Source organism: Streptomyces sp. NPDC107575, from assembly GCF_055657265.1.
Window position 1 is genome coordinate 236,961 of sequence record NZ_JBVKBG010000001.1, and the last position, 14,735, is coordinate 251,695.

The 14,735-nt window shown below is 71.4% G+C and carries 14 protein-coding genes; 4 read left to right on the forward strand and 10 right to left on the reverse strand.

All coding sequences use genetic code 11. The features are described 5' to 3' along the window. Together ACZ7L4_RS01155 and ACZ7L4_RS01160 are read right to left on the reverse strand one after the other, a co-directional pair. Positions 1-1,242 (reverse strand): cytochrome P450 family protein, encoded by a 1,242-nt coding sequence (locus tag ACZ7L4_RS01155; protein ID WP_472098610.1) that lies wholly within the window; start codon positions 1,240-1,242, stop codon positions 1-3. Between the two features lie 111 nt (positions 1,243-1,353). After that, positions 1,354-2,166 carry an SDR family oxidoreductase gene (locus ACZ7L4_RS01160; protein WP_472098612.1) on the reverse strand — a complete coding sequence of 271 codons (813 nt, stop codon included), beginning with the start codon at positions 2,164-2,166 and terminating at the stop codon, positions 1,354-1,356. A 58-nt stretch (positions 2,167-2,224) separates the two neighbouring features. Here ACZ7L4_RS01160 and ACZ7L4_RS01165 point away from each other — a divergent pair, with 58 nt between their 5' ends. Next, positions 2,225-2,803 (forward strand): TetR family transcriptional regulator, encoded by a 579-nt coding sequence (locus ACZ7L4_RS01165; protein WP_472098614.1) that lies wholly within the window; start codon positions 2,225-2,227, stop codon positions 2,801-2,803. A 3-nt stretch (positions 2,804-2,806) separates the two neighbouring features. Here ACZ7L4_RS01165 and ACZ7L4_RS01170 read toward each other — a convergent pair whose 3' ends face one another. Together ACZ7L4_RS01170 and ACZ7L4_RS01175 are read right to left on the reverse strand one after the other, a co-directional pair. Next, positions 2,807-3,832: an SMP-30/gluconolactonase/LRE family protein gene (locus tag ACZ7L4_RS01170; protein ID WP_472098616.1), complete on the reverse strand. Its 1,026-nt coding sequence runs from the start codon at positions 3,830-3,832 to the stop codon at positions 2,807-2,809. A gap of 149 nt (positions 3,833-3,981) precedes the next feature. Then, a complete protein-coding gene (locus ACZ7L4_RS01175) occupies positions 3,982-5,034 on the reverse strand; it encodes an SDR family NAD(P)-dependent oxidoreductase (RefSeq protein ID WP_472098618.1) in 1,053 nt (350 codons plus the stop codon). A 165-nt stretch (positions 5,035-5,199) separates the two neighbouring features. On the opposite strand from ACZ7L4_RS01175, the gene ACZ7L4_RS01180 reads away from it, so the two are divergent. After that, a complete protein-coding gene (locus ACZ7L4_RS01180) occupies positions 5,200-7,002 on the forward strand; it encodes a flavin-containing monooxygenase (protein ID WP_472098620.1) in 1,803 nt (600 codons plus the stop codon). Positions 7,003-7,024: 22 nt separating this feature from the next. Here ACZ7L4_RS01180 and ACZ7L4_RS01185 read toward each other — a convergent pair whose 3' ends face one another. The 5 genes from ACZ7L4_RS01185 to ACZ7L4_RS01205 all read right to left on the reverse strand — a co-directional run bounded on the left by ACZ7L4_RS01185 (position 7,025) and on the right by ACZ7L4_RS01205 (position 12,082). Beyond that, positions 7,025-7,837, reverse strand: coding sequence for an endonuclease/exonuclease/phosphatase family protein (locus tag ACZ7L4_RS01185; RefSeq protein ID WP_472098622.1), 813 nt, complete (start codon positions 7,835-7,837; stop codon positions 7,025-7,027). Between the two features lie 59 nt (positions 7,838-7,896). After that, a complete protein-coding gene (locus ACZ7L4_RS01190; RefSeq protein ID WP_472098624.1) occupies positions 7,897-8,763 on the reverse strand; it encodes a PaaX family transcriptional regulator in 867 nt (288 codons plus the stop codon). 52 nt (positions 8,764-8,815) lie between these two features. Next, a complete protein-coding gene (locus ACZ7L4_RS01195; protein WP_472098626.1) occupies positions 8,816-10,207 on the reverse strand; it encodes a prolyl oligopeptidase family serine peptidase in 1,392 nt (463 codons plus the stop codon). After that, positions 10,204-11,520, reverse strand: a complete 1,317-nt coding sequence (locus ACZ7L4_RS01200; RefSeq protein ID WP_472098628.1) for an MFS transporter — start codon at positions 11,518-11,520, stop codon at positions 10,204-10,206. The genes ACZ7L4_RS01195 and ACZ7L4_RS01200 overlap by 4 nt, the downstream gene beginning before the upstream one ends. A gap of 109 nt (positions 11,521-11,629) precedes the next feature. Then, entirely contained in the window at positions 11,630-12,082 is a 453-nt protein-coding gene (locus tag ACZ7L4_RS01205; protein ID WP_472098630.1) for an Lrp/AsnC family transcriptional regulator, read from the reverse strand. Between the two features lie 114 nt (positions 12,083-12,196). Here ACZ7L4_RS01205 and ACZ7L4_RS01210 point away from each other — a divergent pair, with 114 nt between their 5' ends. Both ACZ7L4_RS01210 and ACZ7L4_RS01215 read left to right on the forward strand, forming a co-directional pair. Next, positions 12,197-12,811 carry a LysE family translocator gene (locus tag ACZ7L4_RS01210; protein ID WP_472098632.1) on the forward strand — a complete coding sequence of 205 codons (615 nt, stop codon included), beginning with the start codon at positions 12,197-12,199 and terminating at the stop codon, positions 12,809-12,811. 263 nt (positions 12,812-13,074) lie between these two features. After that, the gene (locus tag ACZ7L4_RS01215) at positions 13,075-13,563 is read left to right on the forward strand and encodes a GNAT family N-acetyltransferase (protein WP_472100323.1); all 489 of its coding nucleotides are present in this window, start codon (positions 13,075-13,077) and stop codon (positions 13,561-13,563) included. Here the strand turns inward: ACZ7L4_RS01215 and ACZ7L4_RS01220 are convergent. Then, positions 13,523-14,734, reverse strand: a complete 1,212-nt coding sequence (locus ACZ7L4_RS01220; RefSeq protein WP_472098634.1) for an acyl-CoA dehydrogenase family protein — start codon at positions 14,732-14,734, stop codon at positions 13,523-13,525. The two genes, ACZ7L4_RS01215 and ACZ7L4_RS01220, sit on opposite strands and share 41 nt — an antisense overlap. Position 14,735 lies beyond the last annotated feature (1 nt).

Here is a 14,735-nt window from a genome sequence, read left to right on the forward strand (position 1 = left end):
TCAGTGCCGAGGTGCCCCGCCCGGCTTCAGGCGCACGGGGAGCGAGGTGTGTCCGTTGCTGATCAGTGTCGGGGACGGCGCCAGGTCCGCCACGGGGACGGCGAGCTCGATGCCGGGGAAGCGGTCGAACAGCATGCGCAGGGCGGTCTCGACCTCCAGGCGGGCGAGCGGGGCACCCAGGCAGAAGTGCACGCCGTGGCCGAACGCGAGGTGTTCCTTGGACGGGCGGGTGGCGTCGAAGGCGTCGGCGGTGTCGCCGTGCAGGGAGGGGTGGCGGTTGGCGGCGGCGTACGAGGCGAGGATCGCGTCGCCCGTCCGGATCACCTGGCCGTCGGGGAGGGGGATGTCCTGGAGCGCGTAGCGCAGCGGGAGGTGCTTGACCGCGGGTTCGTGGCGCAGGGTCTCCTCGACGACGTCGTTCCAGGTGCAGCGGCCGGCCCGGACATGGGCGAGCTGGGCGGGGTCGGCGAGCAGCGAGGTGACGGCCTGGTCGATGACGTTGACGGTCGTCTCGTAACCGGCGCTGATCATCAGCAGCAGCGTGTCGCGCAGTTCGCCGTCGGACAGCTTGCCGCCGTCGCCCTCCTCGTCGCGGGTGGCGATGAGCAGCGACGTCATGTCGTCCTCCGGCCGGGACCGCTTGGAGGCGATCAGCTCGTCCAGGAGGTCGTAGACGGCGGCCGTGTTCTTCGCGGCCTCCTCGGCGGAGAGCGTCGTCGCGAACACCCGGTCCACCAGCGTGCGGAACTGCTCCCGGTGCTCCTCGGGCACCCCCATCAGACGGCTGACCACGGAGATCGGCAGCGGGTAGGCGAGACGCTCGCGCAGGTCGACCACCGTGCCGGCCGGGAGGGCGTCGAGCGGGTCGAGGATGCCGGTGACGAGCGTTTCGATGTCCGCCTGTAAGGCCGTGACGCGGCGGGCCGAGAAGGCCGGGGCGATCATGCGGCGCAGGCGGCGGTGATCGCTGCCGTACGCCGTGAACATGTTGTCGACGGCCACCCACAGCGCGAGTGGCCAGGTGGCGAGCGCGTCGGCGAACCCCGGCCAGTGGGCACGCGCGTTCTTGGAGATGTGCGGGCTGGTCAGGAGCTGCTTGAGGAGCGCGGGATCGGAGACGGACCAGGCGGTCACCCCGAGGAGGTCGACGCGGCTGGCGGGGTCGCGGGCGCGCAGGGCGCGGTGCTCGGCGTGGTGGTCGGACGCGGTGGGGTCGAGGGTGAGAACCGGCTGGTCGGGCATGGGGGCTCCTCTGCTTGGCGGGAGGCTCGCCCTTGAGCCTCCCGCCGGGTGCGCGGGGCGTCCAGGGTGGGTTCTCGGCCAACCCGGGGGCCGTTCCCACGCCTCGGGGCTCTATACGGCCCTCTGGGATGCCACCGCGCCGCCGTCCACCAGGAGGTCGGTGCCGGTGATGAAGGACGCCGCCGGGGAGAGGAGAAAGGCCGTTGCCTCCGCGATGTCGTTCGGGGTGCCGGCGCGGCCCGTGCCCGAGCCCTCGACCAGCGCGCGCATGTGGGAGCCGGACTCGCCGGCCAGCTCGGCGCGGCCCATCCGGGTCGAGACGACCCCGGGGCTCACCGAGTTGACCCGGGCCCCGCGCGCGCCCCACGCGAGCGAGGCGGCTTGGACGCGCAGGTGGTTGGCGCGCTTGGCGAGGGCGTACGCGGCACCGGGGTCCGACAGGGCGTCGGGCCGCAGGAACGGCAGGTCGAGCAGCTCGTCGGCCGCAGTGGAGCGCAGCGCGGACTCGACCTCGGGCGGCAGCGGCGCCATGTGCCCGGCCATCGACGCGATCACCACGCCCGCGCCGCCCGCCGCGACCACCTTCCCGAACTCCTCCAGGACGAGGGCCACGCCCAGCAGGTCCACGGCGAGCACCGCCGCCGTCGGCGCCTGCACCGGGGACAGGCCCGCGGTGTGCGCGACCTGCGTGACGGGGCCGAGCGCCGCGCACTGCTCGGCGAGCGCCGCGACCGACGCCCGGTCCGAGACATCGACGCGCACCGGGGTGACCTCGTACCCGTCGGCCGTCAGCTCGTCGGCCGCCGCGGCGAGCAGATCCTCGTCGAAGTCGGCCGCGACGAGCCGGGTCCCGGGGCCCTGGCGCCGGGCGATCTGCATCCCCATGCCGCCGACACCGATGACGACGACCACTGGCTTCGACATGCTCTTCCTCCTCGTTGACGTTGATCAGGTCGGTATTGCACTGCATTACGCTGCCAACGTGACGAACCCCTCCGAGCCCGACCGGGCCCGCCCGGCCAACCAAGGCCGGCGGGTCGCCGCCCGCAATCGCGCCGCCCTCATCACCGCCGCCCGCGAGGTCTTCGCGGAGCAGGGGCTGAACGCGCCGCTGTCGGCCGTCGCGCGGCGGGCCGGCGTCGGACAGGGGAGCCTGTACCGGCACTTCGCCGACCGGATGGCCCTGGCCTCGGCGGTCCTCGACGAGAACGTGCGGCAGATCGAGACGGCCGCCGCCGAGCCGGACGCCACCCTCACGTCCGTGCTCGGCGTCGTCACCTGGCACATCACCCGCTCCACCGCCTTCGTCGACCTGCTGCGCGTACGCGGGGGCGACGAGCAGGGCCGGGAGCTGTCGGCGCGGGTGCGCGGCGTGCTCGCCGGATGCACGCCCGCCGGGCGCGGGTTGTCCGCCGACGAGCTGATGCTCGCCATCGCGATGGTCTCCGGCGCCGTCGCGGGCCCCACCCTCGCCGAGCGCGAGCGCCTGGCACTCGCGGCCTGGGGGCTGCTCGGCGTCGAAGTGGGTCCGCTGCGGTCCGTCGAGCTCACGGAGGACTGAGCGTCAGCCGCCGTTGGACAGGCGGATGCCCTTGGCCAGCGCGTCGAACTCGTAGACGTACCCGCCCTTCGGCCCGCTGACCGTCATATACGCGTCCCGGCCGCCCGGCGTGATCGCGACATTGGTCGCCGACTGCAGGCCCTCGGCCTCCTTCGCGGGCACCTCCACCGTGCCGAGGCGCTCGCCGTACTTGCTGAAGACCGCCATGGCGGGGCGGCCGTGCAGCGCCTGGTAGAGGTTGCCCTTGGCGTCCACGGCGATCGAGTCCGTCTGCGCGACGCCGCCGTCGACGTGGATGGCCTCGTGCTGTGTGGTCACCTTGGTCCTGTCGGCGTCGAGCAGCAAGTACGAGACGGTGTCCTTGGCCAGTTCGCTGATCCACAGGCCCTTCTGCTCGGGGTCGAACATCACGCCGTTGGGGTGTGCGAGCTTGTCGGCGAGGACGGTGGTCTTCTCGCCGTCGCGGTCGATGCGCACGATGCGGCCCTCGGCCTCGCCCGTCTTCATGCCGTGCAGATCGCTGACGTAGAGATTGCCGTCGTCGTCGAACGCGATGTCGTCGGGGTTCATCGGGGACCCGTCGACCTTGCCGGAGAAGAACGTCCGCGGGTCCGAGCCGTCCTGCTCGATGCTGACGATGTCGCCCGACTGGTACTCCGTCAGATACACGCGGCCGTCGTGCGGGCTGATCTGCGCGGAGGTGTAGGCGCCCGTCTTGTCGGTGTAGACGCCCTTGTGGTCACCGGTCTTCACGTCGACGGAGATCACCTTGGGCTCGCCGGGCGGGGCGGTGACGTCCACGAGCCGCAGGTCACCGTCCTTCCCGAGGACCGGCCCTTCGAGGAGCGTCATGCCGGTGGCCTGGTGCGGGGTGGTGACGTGGGAGAGCTGGGTGGCGCGGATGGTGCGGCTCTCGCTCGAAGCGGCGGGGCGGGCGTCCGAGGTGGCGGCCTTCTCGGTGCCGCAGGCGGTGAGGGTGAGGAGGCCGAGGGCGGAGAGAGCGGCGAGGGTGTGTGTTCTGGTGGGCATGGGGGGTGAACCTTCCTTGCTGGAATGGGGGGCAGGTCCGGTTGCTTGGAGCCCTCGTGGCGGTTGAGCGGGTCTTTCAAGCCCCGGCGGCGATTGAGCAGCGGGGCCCGGGGCAGAGCCCGAGACCTCGGCCACGGTGGGCCGAGCGATCACGCCACCGACCAACCCCCGTCCGACGGCAGCACGACCCCGTTGAGGTTCACCGCATCCCGGCTGAGCAGAAACGTGACGGACGCCGCCAGCTCCTCCGCCATCGCGAGCCCGGGGATCGCCACCCGCATCTTCGCGGTGCGGGCCGAGCCGTAGGGCGCGCCCGCCGGGACCTGAATGCCCGTGGCGACGGCACCCGGTGCGACCGCGTTGACCTGAACTCCCGTGCCCGCGTACTGGTACGCCGAGGACTTAGTCAGCCCGACGAGCGCGTGCTTCGACGTCGTGTACGCCGCGCCGGCCGCCGAACCGCGCAGCGCCGCCTCGGACACGATGTTCACGATCCGGCCGCCGCCCGCCTCGAGCATCCCCGGCACGACGGCGCGCATCAGGTACATGGGGCCGTCGACGTTGATGCGCATGACGCGCTGCCAGATCTTGTCGTCGACCTCGTGCACGGCGGCGTCGTCGTCCATCACGCCCGCGACGTTCGCCAGCGCGTCGACGCGCCCGCCCGCCGCGGCGAGCACGGTGTCGGCGGCAGTCGGCTCGGTGATGTCCGCGGTGACCGGCACGAGCGCGTCGCCCAACTCGGCGGCCACGTCGGCCAGTTTGTCGCCCGACACGTCCACGGCTACGACCCGCCCACCCTCGCGCACGACACGCGAGGCGACGGCCCGGCCGATGCCGGAGGCGGCGCCGGTGACCACGACGGTCTGGCCGGCGAAGCGGCCGGAGGTGAGCTGCTCGGTCCACGGCTCCGGGGCGCCGATCTCGATGCCGAGGTCCGCGGCCGCGGCCGCGGCCGGGGGAGCGGTGGGCAGGCCCTCGGGGACCTCGCCGGTCTCGGCCGCGGTCACGAGCACGTCCACCAGCTCGGCCGGGAACTTCCCGCCGGACATCTTCACGAGCTGCTCAAGCGGCAGGCCGAGGGCGGGCGCCAGGGCCTCCTCGCTCTGCCCCTGCGAGGCCAGCATGCCGCGCAGGATCTGCCCGGCGGCCGGGTCGGCGAGCCAGTCGCGCAGCGGGGAGGCGGGGGTGAGGTTCGACATCGAGGACCTTTCGAGCCGGGGTGCATCGGATTCGGGGTCGGACCGCACCGAACCCCTACCGGACAATGGTGTCCGGTTGTTGGGTTACGGTACCCGTGACGGTGCGGAAGTCCCAGCGAGGGCCTCCCTCCGGCGTATGCCCCCCCCACGAGAGGAAGCCGTCGCATGACCCTGCCGCAGTGCGCCACGCCACCCACCCCGCAGGAGACGGCGGAGCTGCGCGAGCGCTACCGCGCCGAGCGCGAGCGCCGCGTCCGTCCCGACGCCACGGCCCAATACCGTTCCACCACCGCGGAGTTCGGCTACTTCGCCGCCGACCCGTACGCGGGCGAGATCCCCGAGCGCGCGCCGCTGCGCGACACGGTGGACGTCGCGGTCGTCGGCGGAGGGTTCGGCGGCATCCTGGCGGGCGCGCGGATGCGGCAGCAGGGCGTGACGAAGATCCGGGTGGTCGAGCAGGGCGGCGACTTCGGCGGCACCTGGTACTGGAACCGCTACCCCGGCATCCACTGCGACATCGAGGCACACGTCTACCTGCCGATGCTGGACGAGACCGGCTACGTGCCCGAGTGGAAGTACGCGCCGGGCGAGGAGATCCGGCGTCACGCGGTGCGGATGGCCGAGCACTTCGACCTGTACGAGGACGCGCTCTTCTCGACGGCGGTCACGGCCCTGACGTGGGACGAGGCGGCCCACCAGTGGCTGGTGACGACCGACCGCGGCGACGAGTTCCGCGCCACGTACGTCGTCACGGCGACCGGCACCCTCTCCGAGCCCAAGCTGCCCGGCATCCCCGGCATCGAGGACTTCAAGGGACACACCTTCCACACCTCGCGCTGGGACTACGGCTACACCGGCGGCGGCCCCGAGGGCGGCCTGACAGGCCTAGCCGACAAGCGCGTCGGCGTCGTCGGTACGGGCGCCACCGGCGTCCAGGCCATCCCCAAACTGGCCGAGGACGCCCGGCAGCTGTACGTCTTCCAGCGCACACCGTCCGCCGTCGACACGCGCGGGCAGCGGCGCATGACACCGCAGGACGTCGGGGCGGACAGGCCCGGCTGGGCGGGCGAACGCCGCGAGAACTTCCTGCGGATCGTGTCGGGCGAAGACGCCGACCGCGACCTGGTGGCCGACCGCTGGACGGAATCAGCGGCCCTCCTCGAGAAGCTCCTCCCGAGCTTCCGCCGCGACGGCGAACCGGACTTCGAGGCGGCGTACGAGGCCGCCGACCACGCCACGATGAACCAGATCCGCGACCGCGTCGCCGCGGAGGTCACCGACCCGGCCACCGCCGAGACCCTCAAGCCCTGGTACCGCTACGCCTGCAAGCGCCCGACGTTCTCCGACCTGTACCTCCCCGCGTTCAACCGCGAGAACGTGACGCTGGTCGACACCGCGGACACCCACGGCATCGAGCGGATGACGGAACGCGGTGTGGTCGTCGGCGGTGTGGAGTACGAGATCGACTGCCTGATCTTCGCGACGGGCTTCTCGGTGGGCGTCTCCGGAGTCACGTCCGGCAAACTCCCGGTAACAGGCCGCGACGGCCTCCAACTCCTGGCCTCTCTGGCCGAATTCGGCCCCCGCACACTCCACGGCTTCACCTCCCCCGGCTTCCCCAACCTGATCCAACTGGGCCCGATGCAGAACTCCTCCAGCGTCAACTTCAGCCACATCCTGGACGAACAGGCCATCCACGCCGCGGCGTTGGTCGCCGCGGCGGAGCGCGACGACGCCCTCCTGGAACCAACCCCGGAAGCGGTCACCGCCTGGCGCACAACGTGCTCCGAGGGCGCCCCCGACCACGAGTGGTTCCACGCGGACTGCACCCCCGGCTACTACAACCGCGAGGGCCGCGGCCGCCCGAACGGCCCGAACGCGTACCCACACGGAGCGGTCGCCTTCCACGAACTCCTGCGGAAGTGGCGGGAGGAGAGTGTGGGGGAGGTGCTGCGGAAGAAGGGGTGACGGTTCCTTCCCGGGCCGGCCTCTATGGCTTCAGGTCGGCCCGGAACGAATGGTGGTCCGAGTACTCGCTCGGATGCACCGCATGGTCGCGCGCTTCGAAGCCGCGCAGGAAGATGTAGTCGAACTTGCTGGACCAGTCCGTGGTTGTTTCGCAGGATGCGTCGGCCGTCGGGTGGCAGGCGGGGTCCGCGTCCTTCGCCAAGGACCACATCGGGGCGAGTTCGGGGGCGTCCGGGGGCGCGTTGAAGTCGCCCAGGGCGATGGTGCGTTCGTGGCGGGCGACCGCCTTGGCGAAGAAGGTGAGCTGCTTCTCGCGGAATGGCGCTTGTTGGCGTTGCGCGAGGTGGGTGTTGAAGACGCGGACCGGGCGGTTGCCCACCGTGGTCGTCACCGCCAGGTAGCCGCGGTCCTCGGAGCCGCCGTCGGGGTACTCGACAGTGACGGGGTCCGAGAGCGGCGTTGCCGACAGGATTGCCTGGCCGTAGCCGCCTGCTCGCCACGGGAGGCCCCCGCAGCGGCTCCAATTGCGCAGGACCGAGCCGTACTCGACGTGGTACGTCAGGCCGTAGAAGGTCTTCAGGTACGCGCGGATTTCCTCTACGTCGCGGACGCATGCCTCCTGGAGGCCGATGACCTGTGGTGCGTACGTCGCGATTTCCGCCGCCCGGCCGAGGTTCTGCGTGCTGCCGCAGGGGTTGCAGATGTTCCACGTCATGACGCGGTTCGGAACGATGTCCTTCGCCGCGCCGACCGGCAGCGGGAGGGGTTCGGAGACCAGTGCGCCGCTGGGCGTGCTCGGGCCGATGAGGGCCAAGCAGACTGCGGCTACGGCCACTGACCACCACCGTCTGCCCCGTACGAACACCGGCACCGCACCTCCTCAGGTGGATCCTGTCATCGCACCGTCGTCGTCTGGAGCAGTTCGCGGGCCATTTCCCGCGCGGGCGCCTCGGTTTGTTCGGCGATGTGGTGGAACGTCTCCTGGGCGCGGCGGGCCGGCCAGTCGTGCGGGAGGTGGCAGGACGGCAGCCGGGGGTCGGCCCGGATGGTGTCCAGCCACTCGCTGACCAGTCGCAGGCGGGTGCCGAGGGGGTCGGCGGACCCGGCCCCCGCCCGACCGCTCGGCCCGTCGCTCCACCGCTCCTCGAACGATCGGTAGCGGGACGCGATGCTTTCCAGGTCCCAGGTGTCGCGGATCATCTCCTCGATGTCCGTGGCCACCCCGGCCTCCCCGTAGAAGACCTTGACGTTCTTGGCGAGGCCGAGCTCCGCGACCACCGCCGACACGTCGACCTTCCCCGGCGCGATCCACAACCCGCTGTACAGCGCGCCGAACCCGGACCAGGCGAGGCGCGAACGCAGCTCGTGACGCTGGCGCTTCCAGGCGTCGGGGAGGGAGAACGCGAGCAGTGTCCAGGTGCCGTCCCACTCGTCGTTGACCGCGCCCTGCTTCCAGACGCGGGCACCGCCGTCGTACAGCACCCGCTTCGCCTGCTCCGTCAGACCGAAGTGCATGCGACGGCCCTCGCGCCGGCGCTCCAACAGGCCCCGGTTGACCATCCGCGTCAGCGTCGAGCGCACCGCCTGTTCGCCGACGCCGACCCGGCCGAGCACCTCGATGATGCTGCCCGAGTACACGTACAAGTCCCCTGCCTCCAGCACGTGGTTGCCGAAGAAGGCGAGCAGGAGCGACTGCGGGCGGGGTTGCGAGATGTCCGCCGCGTCGCTGGTCGGGTCGTCGTCGATGCCGATGTGCTCCACGGCGCCAAGACTACGGGCGCCCACCGACAACGCGGCGGGCGCCCGTCCCGGATCACCGGCCATCGGCGGGATGCGCGCGGTCGTACGGCCGCAGGTACTGGGTGGGGCGGTAGGCGACGTAGCGCGCGGGGTCGGCGGGGTTCGCTTCCGCGGCGCGCGAGTTGAGTGAGGCCGCGTCCGTGCCGTGCCACGTCCCCGTCTCGATGCGGTCCTCCAAGGTGTGCAGCGCGGCGAGCTGTTCCGCCGCGCTGAACGTGCAGTGCCCTGCGTTCTCGGTGTAGGCCTGCCGCAGCTGGGAGGAGGAGCCGGCGGCGGTGACGGCGCGGTGCAGCGCGCTCTCCGTCTGTACGGGGACCAGCGGGTCGCCGGTGGTGTGCACGTCGAACTGGGGCTTGGCGAGCTTCCCGGTGAACGTGCTGGTGCGGCGCATCCAGGACACCGCGTCCGGGTCGGCGGTGATGCGCGGCGCGCGGCCCAGCGTGGCAAGGTCCGCGCGCAGCGAGAGGCCCGCCTCGCGGTACAGCTCGCCGACCTCCTTGCGCACGGAGGACCGGGCGAGCAGCCGTGCGTAGTCGACGCCGGTGTTCCAGGAGGTGTTTCCGCCGGAGCGGGCCTCGGAGTCCTGGCGCCGGTTGAAGGCGGCCACCTTCAGCAGGCCCTTGACGGCCGTGTACTGGTTGGCCTGTTGGGCGTTCCAGTCGTCCGGCGCGGGGCGAGCCTGCGACTCCTGGTTCCAGCCGGGGATGTTGTGCAGGGCGGCGGCGAGCGCGATACGGGCCCGCCCTGCGGGGGAGGCCTGCGCCTTGTCGACGGCGGCGACCATGGTGTCCGCCGCGCGCGTGGCCGTCCGCTGGTCCGGCAGGTCGACCAGGGGAACGTCGGAGCCCGGCGCGAGGAGGGTCTTGAGCGCGAAGACGGGGTCCAGGGTGTTGTTCCAGTTGGCGACGCCGCCGTGGACGAGGCCGCACAGGGAGAGCGAGCCGTTGATGCGCCCGGGGTGCCGCTCGGCGATCGCGGTGGTGACCATCCCGCCGTAACTGCGGCCCCAGGCGACGGTGCGCCGGGCCGAGCCGAACCGCTCCGTGAACGCCGACAGGGTCGCGAGCTGGTCGTCGACCGCGCCCGGCATCGCCCAGCCCGTGGTGGCGTAGGAGGAGCCGATCAGGGCGTAACCCTGCTTCAGGAGCAGGGACTTGGTCGCGTCGTCCGGGGCGTTCTCGGCCGGATTGGGCGTGCCGACGTCGTTGTAGCCGTGGCTGAAGAGCAGGACCGTGCCGTTCCACGCGGAGGGTACGTCCATCACGTACGCGGCTCCGGAGGGCAGGGCGCCCTCCACGTGCCCGCTGTCCGGCGCGGCGGCGAGGGCCGGGGCGGGCAGCGCGGTGGCGGCCAGCGCGAGCGCGGCGGCGCAGGCGATACGTGTCCGGGAACCGGGTGTCCTCATGCGGAGGCCTCCTTGGCGGGGGTGACGGGCCGGTCGGTGGTGTGCGCGAGCGTGTCCTTGCCGGTCTCGCGGACGAACCACAGCGAGAAGGCGGTGATCAGCGAACCCCCGCACATCAGCAGGGCGATGGGAGTGCCGTTGCCACTGCCCGCCACCAGTGTTCCGGCGATCATCGGGGAGAACCCGGCGCCGATCAGAGTGGCGCCCTGGTAGCCGAGCGAGGCACCCGTGTAGCGCACGCGCGTGCCGAACATTTCGCTGAACAGGGCGCCCAGGGGGCCGTACATGATGGACTGCGCGAACCCGTGCCCCAGCACCACGGCCAGGATCAGCAGACCGGGCGAGCCGGAATCGACGAGCGCGAGAACGGGGAAGGCGAGCGCCGCCGAGAGCAGTGCTCCGGCGAGGACGACCGGGCGGCGGCCGATCCGGTCCGAGAGCACCGAGGCGCAGGGCAGTACGACCAGCGCGACCGACGAGGACACCGTGAGCGCGGTGAGCGCCTGCGGGCGGGCGTAGCCGATGCCGGTGGCGTAGGAGATCAGGTAACTGGTCAGCAGGGACTGCGTGGTGAAGGCGCCGATGCCGACGCAGCACGCCAGCAGGACGGGGCGCGGTCGGCGCAGCACGTCCAGGATCGGCAGCCGCGCCGTGCCGCGCTCCTGCTTCACCTCGGCGAACAGCGGGCTCTCGACGACCTTCAGCCGTACGAACAGACCGACGCCGAGCAGCACCACACTCAGCAGGAACGGCACCCGCCAGCCCCACGACATGAACTCTTCTTTAGGAAGTGTGACGACGAGGGCGACCACGGCGGCGGACAGCAGGGAGCCGAGCGGCGCCCCCAGTTGCGTGAAACTGGACCACAGTCCGCGCCGCCGCGCCCCCGCGTGCTCGACCACCATCAGCGTGGCGCCGCCCCACTCGCCGCCGATGGCGATGCCCTGCACGACGCGCAGGGTGATCAGCAGGAGCGGCGCCCAGACACCTACGGTGTCGTACGTCGGCAGCAGCCCGATGAGGAAGCTGGCGCCGCCCATCAGGCCCATCGTGAGCAGCAGCATCGACTTGCGGCCCAGCCGGTCGCCGAAGTGCCCGAAGACGATGCCGCCGAGCGGGCGGGCGACGTATCCGGCGGCGAAGGTTCCGAACGCGGCGATGGTGCCGACGGCCGGATCGGCGCCGGGGAAGAACAGCTCACCGAAGGCGACGGCGGCGACCGTGCCGTAGACGAGGAAGTCGTAGAACTCGACGGCGGTCCCGAGCAGCCCGGAGAGGGCAACTCGCCTTAGTTGCTTGGTGCGTTGGGACATCGCGGGCTCCCTGGGGCGGGGGAAGGGTGCCCGTGAATGTATGCGCGCCGATGACTGCGGTCAATAAAGTGCACAACATCGGGAGTCGGTGAGCCAGTGGATCGGCGGCTCAGTCCGGCAGCGGACGGTTCGTCACCACGTTCTTCATCACCAGCGTGGAGTTGAGGCGCTGCACCCCCGGAAGGCGTGCGAGCTGCTGGTCGTAGAGCTGCTGAAAGGCGGTCAGGTCGGCGGCGGCCACCCGCAGCAGATAGTCCGGATCGCCGAACAGGCGCTGCGCCTGCAGCACATGCGGCACCGCCGCCACCGCCTCCTCGAACGACGCGACGGTGTCCCGGTCCTCCCAACCCAGGGTGACGAAGACCAGCGCCTCGAAGTCCAGGCCGAGGGCGGACGGGTCGACGACGGCGCGGTACCCGCGGATCGCCCCCGAACGCTCCAGGTCACGCAGTCGCCGGTGGCACGGCGAGACGCTCAGCTGCACGCGGGCGGCCAGCTCGGTGATGGTGAGACGGCCGTCCATCTGCAGCTCGGTAAGAATTTTCCGGTCCATGGCATCCATGGAGAAGATTCTCCCTCACAACCGCCGGTGGTGGAGTAAAGAAGGGAACACTTACGGGCAGATCCCGCCTAGCCTTCCTCGCGTACAACTGCACGTGAGAGAGATCGGCAACACATGGACACGACCACGCTGGCGGCATTCCTGGCGGTGGACCTTCTGCTGGTGTTCACACCGGGCGCGGACTGGGCCTACGCGATCTCGGCCGGACTGCGGGACCGCTCGGTCGTCCCGGCGGTGGCCGGGCTGATAACCGGCTACGTGGGATACACGCTGCTCGCCGTCGCCGGCCTGGCGGTGCTCGTGGCGAGTTCGGCGACCCTGCTCACGGTGCTGACAGTCGCGGGGGCCGGTTACCTGGTGTGGCTCGGCTGCAACGTGCTGCGGCAGCCCGCGGTACTGACCGCCGGAGAGGAGCCCGTCGGCGCCTCCCGTCGCCAGGTCATGCTCAAGGGCATCGGCATCAGCGGCCTCAACCCCAAGGCGCTGCTGCTGTACCTCTCCCTCTTCCCGCAGTTCATCCACCCGGCGACGGGCTGGCCCGTCGCCGTGCAGACCGGTGTGCTCGGCACCCTCCACATGACCGCCTGCGCCGTCGTCTACCTCGGTGTCGGCGTGCTGGCGCGCACCGTCCTGAAGACACGGCCCGCGGCGGCGCGGGCCGTGACACGGGTGTCCGGGGTCATGATGATCGCGATCGGTGGTTTCCTGTTGGCGGAGCAACTGGCGTAGAAGGAGCGCCTGTTGTCCGGCCACTCAGGTTCCCTGCTGCCATCGGAGTGCGAGGAGCGCGCGTGAACGACGAGAAGGACGGGATGCGGGCGGTACAGGACCGCATCCGCAAGAGCTTCGAGAGTCAGGGCCTGATGGCCCACCTTGGTGCCCGGCTCACCGAGGTTGCCGAGGGCCGGGTGCGCATCGAGCTGCCGAGCAGGCCCGAACCCACCCAGCAGCACGGCTACGAGGTGTCCGGCTTCGCCACCGACCGGCTCACCATGCTGCCGTTGCGCGTCGAGCACGCCGAGGAGATGGCCGAGGTGCTCGCCGACCCGGCCCTGCACACCTTCATCGGCGGCACGCCGGACACGGTCGAGGAACTGCGGGCGCGCTACCGACGGATGCTCGCGGGCGCCCCCGACCCGGGCGTCGCGTGGCTCAACTGGGTGGTCCGACTCCGGGGCGATGAGCGCCTGGTGGGCACCGTGCAGGCGACCGTCCACGGGGGCCGCGTCGCCGAGATCGCGTGGGTCGTGGGTACGCCGTGGCAGGGGCGCGGGATCGCCACCGAGGCCGCGCGGGCGCTCGTCGCGTGGCTCGGGGAGCAGGGCGTCGGGACGTTCGTCGCGCACATCCACCCCGGGCACCACGCCTCCGCCGCCGTCGCCACCGCCTGCGGTCTTGCGCCCACGGACGAGTGGCACGACGGCGAAGTGACATGGGAACTCAGCGGAAGGCCGGAAGCCCCGTCAGGGTCTTGCCGATGACCAGCGAGTGGACCTCGCTCGTGCCCTCGTAGGTCAGCACCGACTCCAGGTTGTTGGCGTGCCGCAGCACCGGGTACTCGAGGGTGATGCCGTTCGCGCCGAGGATCGTGCGGCACTCGCGGGCGATCTTGATGGCCTCGCGCACATTGTTGAGCTTGCCGACGCTGATCTGCTCCGGCGTGCCGCGGCCCTCGTCCTTGAGCCGGCCGAGGCGCAGCGCGAGCAGCATGCCCTTGTCGAGCTCCAGCGTCATGTCGGCGAGCTTCTGCTGGGTGAGCTGGTACGAGGCCAGGGGGCGCTCGAAGACCGTCCGGTCACCGGCGTAGGAAATGGCCGCCTCCAGGCAGTCGCGGGCGGCGCCGAGCGCGCCGAACACGATGCCGAAGCGGGCCTCGTTGAGGCAGCCGAGCGGGCCCGACAGGCCGCGCGCGTTCGGCAGCATGGCGTCGGCGGGCAGGCGGACGTCCTCCAGGACCAGCTCGCTGGTGACACTGGCGCGCAGGGACAGCTTGCGCTTGATCTCCGGCGCGGAGAAGCCGGGGGTGTCGGTCGGCACGACGAAGCCGCGCACGCCGTCCTCGGTGCGGGCCCAGACGACGGCGACGTCCGCCACCGAACCGTTGGTGATCCACATCTTGGTGCCGTTGAGGACCCAGTCCGCGCCGTCGCGCTTGGCGTTCGTGCGCATCGAGCCGGGGTCGGAGCCCGCGTCGGGCTCGGTGAGGCCGAAGCAGCCGATCTTCTCGCCCGCCGCCATGCCCGGCAGCCACTGCTGCTTCTGCTCCTCGGAGCCGTACTTCCAGATCGCGTACATCGCGAGCGAACCCTGTACGGAGACGAGGCTGCGCAGGCCCGAGTCGACCGCCTCCAGCTCCATGCAGGCGAGACCGTACGAGACGGCGCTGGTGCCCGCGCAGCCGTAGCCCTCCAGGTGCATGCCGAGGACGCCGAGGCCGCCCAGTTCACGGGCCAGCTCGCGGGCGGGGATGGCGCCGGCCTCGAACCACTCGGCGACCTTGGGGCGCAGCTCGCGCTCGCCCATGGTGCGCACGGTGTCGCGGATGGCGCGCTCCTCGTCGCTCAGCATGCCGTCGATGTCGACGAGGTCGAAGGGGTGGAGGGGCGTTGAGGACGACGGCATCGCGGGCTCCTTGGCTGCTGACAAGTGCATG

Bases quoted from the DNA above. Each gene is read 5' to 3' on its own strand.
- ACZ7L4_RS01155 (WP_472098610.1), bottom strand. From the start codon at position 1,242: ATGCCCGACCAGCCGGTTCTCACCCTCGACCCCACCGCGTCCGACCAC.
- ACZ7L4_RS01160 (WP_472098612.1), bottom strand. From the start codon at position 2,166: ATGTCGAAGCCAGTGGTCGTCGTCATCGGTGTCGGCGGCATGGGGATG.
- ACZ7L4_RS01170 (WP_472098616.1), bottom strand. From the start codon at position 3,832: ATGCCCACCAGAACACACACCCTCGCCGCTCTCTCCGCCCTCGGCCTC.
- ACZ7L4_RS01175 (WP_472098618.1), bottom strand. From the start codon at position 5,034: ATGTCGAACCTCACCCCCGCCTCCCCGCTGCGCGACTGGCTCGCCGAC.
- ACZ7L4_RS01180 (WP_472098620.1), top strand. From the start codon at position 5,200: ATGACCCTGCCGCAGTGCGCCACGCCACCCACCCCGCAGGAGACGGCG.
- ACZ7L4_RS01195 (WP_472098626.1), bottom strand. From the start codon at position 10,207: ATGAGGACACCCGGTTCCCGGACACGTATCGCCTGCGCCGCCGCGCTC.
- ACZ7L4_RS01200 (WP_472098628.1), bottom strand. From the start codon at position 11,520: ATGTCCCAACGCACCAAGCAACTAAGGCGAGTTGCCCTCTCCGGGCTG.
- ACZ7L4_RS01205 (WP_472098630.1), bottom strand. From the start codon at position 12,082: ATGGATGCCATGGACCGGAAAATTCTTACCGAGCTGCAGATGGACGGC.
- ACZ7L4_RS01210 (WP_472098632.1), top strand. From the start codon at position 12,197: ATGGACACGACCACGCTGGCGGCATTCCTGGCGGTGGACCTTCTGCTG.
- ACZ7L4_RS01215 (WP_472100323.1), top strand. From the start codon at position 13,075: ATGCTGCCGTTGCGCGTCGAGCACGCCGAGGAGATGGCCGAGGTGCTC.
- ACZ7L4_RS01220 (WP_472098634.1), bottom strand. From the start codon at position 14,734: ATGCACTTGTCAGCAGCCAAGGAGCCCGCGATGCCGTCGTCCTCAACG.